Source organism: Bartonella rhinolophi (assembly GCF_036576165.1).
GTDB lineage: Bacteria > Pseudomonadota > Alphaproteobacteria > Rhizobiales > Rhizobiaceae > Bartonella.
The window spans coordinates 35,582-42,305 of record NZ_JBAFWY010000010.1 but is presented as its reverse complement, the minus strand read 5'-3'; the positions used below and the strand labels follow the sequence as shown (position 1 = coordinate 42,305).

Genomic DNA, 6,724 nt, shown 5'->3' with positions numbered 1-6,724 from the left:
CTGTTGAACGTGTTTATGCGGCTAATCATGGTCTTGCAAATTATGGTGCTCTGTTAAAAGCGGGGGTAAGGATAGTTTTGCCTTCTTTACCCTATCCTAAAGCCACACCAGTGATTAGAATTTGGGGACGCAAATCATGAAGCCTTTTTGCACAGTTACAGCAAATGGCGAAGATATTACAAATTCTCTCATGGATTATGTCTTGTCGATTGAAATTACAGATGAGGCAGAAGACAAAAGCGACCGTATCACCATAGAGCTTGATGATCGTGCACGGGCAAATGACAATGGTTTTCTGGATATTCCTTTAATTGGAACAGTGATTTCTATTATTCTTGGCTATGAAGGGGGAGCTGTGCGGGATATGGGCACGTACTTGATTGATGAAATATCGGTAAGCAGCCCACCGCAAACTTTAAGTGTTACGGGGCGTGCTGCTGCGATGAACACATCTTACAGAACACCCAAAAGCCAATCCTATCATCAAAAAACATTAGGTAGTATTGTTCAAGAGATCGCAACACGGAATGGTTATGAGGCAAAGGTTGACCCGACACTTGCCAAAATTGTTGTGCGTCACATTGATCAAACGGCGGAAAGTGACATGGCTTTTGCTGCACGCCTTGCTGCGGAATATGATGCTGTTGCAAAGCCTGTTGATGGGAAACTGGTACTTGCCAAACGTGGTGCTGGCAAAGCCATAACGGGGGAGCCGCTTCCGATAGTTTCCATCAATGAGAGAATGTGTAGCTCTTGGGATTTTAAATATAGCGCACGTGATGAAGCAGGGGCAGCCAATGGCTTAGAAATGGATGCTGGAGACGATCAAAAAGCTGCTGCCGATGCACGGGCACCAGAAAAAATGGAGGAAGATGAAAACTTTATTCACATGGATGAGAGTGATACCAACAAAAGCCCCACACTGCCTAAGCTACAAGAGACAGAATCAACATCCATAAAAGAAGGGGAAGAGAAAAAAGGCGGTGTTATTGCCAGCTATCATGATTTACGCAGTGGTGAAAAAAAAGAAGTTAAATCTGGTGAAGCACCGTTTCATGAATTAAAATATACCTATCACAACCAGTCAGAAGCTGTTGCAGCGATTGCTTCTTATCGCAATAAGTCATCACGTGGAAAATCATCCTTTTCGTGTGATATGGGTGGGAACCCCCTCATCCAAGCAGAAGCAAAGCTTATTCAAGAACCACCCTTTAGACCTTACATCCCTTTCGAATGGCGTATCAAAAGCGTTAAACATGAGTTTGCACCCAATGGAGGCTATACAACACAAATAGACTGCGAACTTTTTGATGAAGGGCAGGAAGATGCCGCGGGAAATGTTGCCAACACCACACCAGATAAGGATGACATCATTGATTAGATTCAATGAGAGGAGGAGGTAGGTTTGTTGTCATTTTATTGAATGCAAGAAAAAATTAAAAAGCCAATAAATTGATAATGACTGCGATATGTGATTTGATCTACCAAGCTACTGGGAAAGAATGAAACTTAGTGATAACGATAAGTTAATATTTTCGCTGAAGCTTTTTAAAGGCTTCTTCTAAAAAAATGCTGCAAAAAATAAATGTAAAGACAAATATACCAAAAATGTAAACTAATGACAAAAAACCAAATATATCTATCATGTACGCACTAATGTAAAAAAATACCAATAAACTAAGTCTTACAACAGTTGACAGGAAAGACTCGTATGTTGCTCTGAGGTTATCGCCAATACTATTGTGCAGGGTAACTTCTACACGAAGAGATGTATATTTAATTAAATAAAAAATTATGCATACTAAAATAACGGCAATTTCTTTTTTTGGATCAAAGGAAACAATCGTGAAAATCATAAAAGCTGAAAGAAACAGCAGTAAAACAAAATTCATTCTCTCATTCAGTTTTGTAAATAAAAAACTAGCCAGTAGTTGGGAAAACAATATAAGAGAAAATATCATACCAAGATAAAAATAAGTTACATTAATATCATAGTCTTTAAATACCCACTGCCAATACTGCGAAAATATATTGAAAAAAATAAGTGAAAAATAAAAACATAGAGATATATAAGGAACTTTAACAAAAATAGATAACATTTCTCTTACGTCAGAAATTAAAGAATTCGGCTGTTCTGTTTTTTTCTCTCCTTTTAGATCATCCAAAAAAAATAAACCAAATATTGTTGTAATCATCATTAAAAATGCAGATATGTACCATATATATTGGCTAGAATAATCAGCAAAATACGCGCCTACCAAACTAAATATAAACATGCCAACATAATTATATTGAGAGCTGGAGCCAAGCACCTTTTTAGTAGATGTAAGCTTTTTTTTTGCGTATTGAACAAGTAGAGCATTGTAGGCACCAGCAATCAATGTAAGTGACAACGCGTTAAAAAATTCTGCTAAAAGAATACCGTAAAAGCCGTTAGAAACCCCCATAAAAAACAGCCATGCAGCTGAAAAAGCGGACGCCAAAATTATAGAGATTTTATAACTTTTTCTATCTGCAAAATATCCAAGAGGAATATCTGTAACCATCATAATAAAAGCTTGGAATGATTTAATTATACCTATATCAACAATAGTTAAGCCTTTTTCAAGCATATAAAACACAATAAAAGCGCCTGTCAAAATTCTTATACCATTAAATAGAAACCCAAATGTTAGTATACTAGCCATTTACTCACCAGCAGCGCTAATAAAGTAACTAATCCATTACTTCATATGAGACACATAAATTCATATCTTATTACAAATATGGAAATAGCCATTATATGGGTGTCTACTTTTATCAATTTGATATCCAGAAAAATCAATGAATAATGTACGTTCCATAATTTGACATTTGTCAAAATTCGTTAAATATTTCACTGCCTCAAGAGCTGCCAAAGAGCCAGTGACTGCATTATATGATTTGAAATCCCTCTTTAAATGCTACATTTTTGAAAAGATATCTTTCCAAAATGCAACTTAGTCTTTCTGTAAATAAAAGTCAATTCTTAGTACTTTTTTAGTTAATATGTACTTACGGTACCAGCTTTCTAACAGTTTATTTTTCAAAGGTTCAGCAATTTTGTGAAAGTTAGTGCCCCAAGAATGTCCATAACGTTTTTTCATTTTACATTTGAAATCGCGTTTGAAGATGGTTGGTATGTCCAATCGTCCGCATATAAATTGTGGAATAATTCGTCTACAGAACGAAACTTTTTTAACCTGCCTTCATCTATTTTAGCAAAAGCTACTCCTGTTTCTTCATTCGGCTGAAATAAGGCAGATAGAATGGCTTTATCTTTGTGAGTATAGGAACCAAAGCTTTCATGATATTGTTTACTGATAAACCAGAGACTTGAATAATTTGATTGGAAACATTCTGGATACCCTCTGATATATGCACCTGAACTATCTGATTAGCGTTCATTATGATTGTTATTTTATGAGCTATATTTCAATGTAGTATAATCGGGGTTTAATTTATTACTTTAATATTTTTAAGCAATCGCTCTCTTTTTCAAAAGTAAGGAATTATAACGCTTTTTTAGCTAAAGTGCTTATTTTCTATAATTATTTGAATCCTTCAAGGTAAGAAAGAATTTAATTTTAATATATCATGTCATTCAGCTCTACTTTTTGCAGGTTTTTTTATGAAGGGAACAATATGCAAAGAAAGGGCTTGCTCTCATTAAGAAATGGGAAGGCTTGCATTTACAATCTTATCAAGATTCCGTTGGTATGTGGACAATCGGCTATGGACATACAAGTGCTGCTGGAAAACCTGTTGTTCACAAAAATATGAATATCACTGAAGAAAAGGCAGAAAATATTCTTTACCAAGATTTGAGACAATTTGAGAATGCTGTTGAGCAAGCTGTCACGGTTTCTTTAACAGATGAGCAATTCGCAGCATTAGTGTCTTTTTGTTATAATGTAGGGACAGCAGCATTTTGCCAACTCTACACTTCTTAAAAAGCTGAATAAAGGTGATTATGAAGCTGTACCAGCCGAATTACAGAGATGGACTAAAGCGGGTGGAAAGCGTCTTCAAGGTCTTGTTAATCGTCGAGCAGCAGAAGCGGGGTTATGGGTGAAAGGGTCTTATGTTGCTTCCAACTATCAAACAGTAGAAACAAAAGAGCCAGCAGGTTTTTTAAAACTAGAAGCACTTGCACCAATCATTGGTTCTTTTTCGGGGCTTGGAGGCTTGTTAGCAGGGAATGGTCCCGTGCAATGGGCATTGGCAGCCATTATGGTGATAGCAGCCTGTATTGGTATTGCGTTTATAGCCAAGCGCTTTCATGAGCAACGCTTATGATGTGGTGGGTCAAGAAGAATCTCCTCCCTCTCATGGCAGCTTTCGCTGCTTTTTTTATGGCTTTAGTGAAAGCTTTTTTCCTTGGAAAAAACGCAGAGAAACAAAAGCAAACGAAGAAAGCTTTAGAGGCAGCAACAACACGGTTTGAGGTGGAAAATGAAATTAACAAAAAAAGTGATGCTGATGTGCGCGTTGAGCTTTCTCGCTGGGTGCGTGACGAATAAAAGCGCTTCTTGTGTTGGTTGGAGACCAATTTATTTGGAACGTCAAGACCTCACTACAATGAGTTCCAGCTTAGCAAGAGACATCTTAAAGCATAACAAACAGGGCGAACGCTTGTGTGGGTGGAAACATGGTTAAAAGAAAAACTGAAAAGCACACAGAGCTTACGGATGCAGAAAAGGAAATGCTTCAAGAGATAATTGTTACCTACCAAAGTGTGAAAATGATGTCTCGCTTTATGAAATGGATCGTGCTCATCATCGTTTTATTTATTCTTGAATTTGCACGTCTCGTAGATGCAGTAGACGATATTTTCACGCATCTAAAGCAGTGGTTATTAAAGAGTTAAAAGCTTGTTGCTTGAATTACTTTATAATACAATACTGAATATTTCTATCCCACACATCATAAAACATTTTTATTTCAGATATCTTTAAGGATTATCATGCTTTTTACTTCATTTAAATTAGAAAATTTTCGAGGAATTTCACAGCCTGTGGAAATAGATTTTACAAAAGGAAATCAAGATTTTCCTTTTGTTCTTGTTGGCAATAATGAATCGGGAAAAACTACAATTTTAAAAGGTATCAATTTCATATCTGTGCTTTGTAGAGCAAAGCAATTACCAGAAGATTTTTTCGTTTCTATTCGTCCAAAGAGCTCTTATTTTAATGGTGATATCGTTTTATCAGCATGTCTTTCTTGTAATAGTGACGATATGAATGCACTGAAATCTTTAGAAACACTTTCTAAAAAGCTAATCTGTAAAGACACTACAAATAATGAGTATGGAAAATTTGAATTGTCTTTTATCTATCCGTTTAAGAATAGTGTGTGTGATGAAGGTATTATATGCATTAATAAAAAACAGATAGATAAAGACGATTCTATTATGAAATGGATAGCTGAGCGAACTCCTGAAATAGTCTATTATGATGATTTTATGTTTGAGGTGCCTGATAAAATCAGATTTTTAAAAAGAAAATATGTAGCACAAGATTCATTATTAAGTTCAGAGAAAAATCACCAATGGCGGATGATTTTAAATGATTTCCTCATAGGAAGTTATTATATGCATGCGGGTGTAAAAGATGAAAAAGCTGTACCTGATATTAATTTTCAGCGCGATATTGTTGATTGTAATGATGTTGATGCGATTGATCAGCGTATGGCGTCGGTAAATGATTATTTAAATTCTGTAGTGAAAAAAGATTGGGTGGATATTACTGAAGGTAAAAGCGTATTTGATAATTGTGTAATAGAGAGATCTAATAGTAGCGATGGTAATTTTGTAGATTTTTGTTTAAAGGTTAAAGCAAAGAATCGTTCTTTTTCTTTGTATGAAAGGAGTAAAGGATTTCGTTGGTTCTTTTGTTTTAAAGTTTTTACTGAGGTTCGTAGACACAGAAGTAAAAATGGGATAGTTTTTTTATTAGATGAGCCAGCGAACAATTTACATATTCATCTACAAGAGAATATATTAGATTTTTTACAGAAATTATCGAGCTTAGAGGATAATAAAGTAATCTATTCGACGCATTCGCCTTACCTTATTAATCAAGGTAAACTAGATAATCTATTTTCTGTGCGTAATGAGGCAAGTGATTTTGAGCCACCTAGAGTTATGTGTAACAGATTTCTAGAATTAGATACCTTCACGAAAGAAGCTCAAAATGCTATTGAGCCTATTATTCAAAAAGCAAAGGTTCATATAACTCAAAAAATAAGTTTTTCATCAGCTGTACAAATACTTAAAGATATTGCTTCTGGTACGGGAAGTGTAGCGAAAATTATCAACTCCATAAGAAAGATTACTGGATTAGAATAATCGATCGTGAGATTATTGGCATATTCATTAGAAAATTTTAATAGTCTTTTAAAACAGGACTCAGAAAAAATTAAGACATTAGTTAATATAAAAATTTGAAAAAAGAACGCTCTTCATAGAGACGCGTTCGAAAATCCTATTCCCTCACCTTTATTTATGTATCCCTCACTTTTAAAAAAGAAAATAAAATCAATAAGTTATATGAAATAAAAAAGAACATGGTGCCCAAAAGAGGACTCGAACCTCCACGCCTTGCGGCACAGGTACCTGAAACCTGCGCGTCTACCAATTCCGCCATCTGGGCATAAACTTCATTTAAGCTTAGGGAGTAACTCTGTCAATAAAATTGTAAATTCA

Annotated in this window: 6 protein-coding genes, 1 tRNA gene and 1 pseudogene; 6 read left to right on the top strand and 2 right to left on the bottom strand. The window is 35.3% G+C overall.

Annotated elements, in window-relative coordinates:
• On the top strand, positions 1 to 140 hold a 140-nt coding region (locus V5N67_RS06180; protein WP_332061023.1), incomplete at its 5' end, for a tail protein X.
• Complete coding sequence (locus V5N67_RS06175; protein WP_332061021.1) at positions 137 to 1,381, top strand: phage late control D family protein; 1,245 nt, start codon at positions 137 to 139, stop codon at positions 1,379 to 1,381. The genes V5N67_RS06180 and V5N67_RS06175, both read left to right, overlap by 4 nt.
• A 145-nt stretch (positions 1,382 to 1,526) precedes the next feature.
• On the opposite strand, the gene V5N67_RS06170 is transcribed toward V5N67_RS06175, so the two are convergent.
• The gene (locus tag V5N67_RS06170) at positions 1,527 to 2,687 is read right to left on the bottom strand and encodes an MFS transporter (protein ID WP_332061020.1); all 1,161 of its coding nucleotides are present in this window, start codon (positions 2,685 to 2,687) and stop codon (positions 1,527 to 1,529) included.
• A gap of 999 nt (positions 2,688 to 3,686) precedes the next feature.
• Between V5N67_RS06170 and bgtA the strand changes: the two are divergent.
• The 4 genes and pseudogenes from bgtA to V5N67_RS06150 all read left to right on the top strand — a co-directional run bounded on the left by bgtA (position 3,687) and on the right by V5N67_RS06150 (position 6,367).
• Positions 3,687 to 4,317 (top strand): annotated as a pseudogene (bgtA, locus tag V5N67_RS06165) (gene transfer agent endolysin BgtA).
• Positions 4,314 to 4,541 (top strand): hypothetical protein, encoded by a 228-nt coding sequence (locus tag V5N67_RS06160; protein ID WP_332061019.1) that lies wholly within the window; start codon positions 4,314 to 4,316, stop codon positions 4,539 to 4,541. Before bgtA ends, V5N67_RS06160 begins: the two are co-directional and overlap by 4 nt.
• Positions 4,542 to 4,669: 128 nt before the next feature.
• Complete coding sequence (locus tag V5N67_RS06155) at positions 4,670 to 4,888, top strand: hypothetical protein (RefSeq protein ID WP_332061018.1); 219 nt, start codon at positions 4,670 to 4,672, stop codon at positions 4,886 to 4,888.
• Positions 4,889 to 4,984: 96 nt separating this feature from the next.
• Entirely contained in the window at positions 4,985 to 6,367 is a 1,383-nt protein-coding gene (locus tag V5N67_RS06150) for an AAA family ATPase (RefSeq protein ID WP_332061017.1), read from the top strand.
• A gap of 219 nt (positions 6,368 to 6,586) precedes the next feature.
• On the opposite strand, the gene V5N67_RS06145 is transcribed toward V5N67_RS06150, so the two are convergent.
• Positions 6,587 to 6,671 (bottom strand) — tRNA-Leu (locus tag V5N67_RS06145).
• Between the last annotated feature and the right edge of the window lie 53 nt (positions 6,672 to 6,724).

Bases quoted from the DNA above. Each gene is read 5' to 3' on its own strand.
- V5N67_RS06155 (WP_332061018.1), top strand. From the start codon at position 4,670: ATGGTTAAAAGAAAAACTGAAAAGCACACAGAGCTTACGGATGCAGAA.
- V5N67_RS06150 (WP_332061017.1), top strand. From the start codon at position 4,985: ATGCTTTTTACTTCATTTAAATTAGAAAATTTTCGAGGAATTTCACAG.
- V5N67_RS06175 (WP_332061021.1), top strand. From the start codon at position 137: ATGAAGCCTTTTTGCACAGTTACAGCAAATGGCGAAGATATTACAAAT.
- V5N67_RS06170 (WP_332061020.1), bottom strand. From the start codon at position 2,687: ATGGCTAGTATACTAACATTTGGGTTTCTATTTAATGGTATAAGAATT.
- V5N67_RS06160 (WP_332061019.1), top strand. From the start codon at position 4,314: ATGATGTGGTGGGTCAAGAAGAATCTCCTCCCTCTCATGGCAGCTTTC.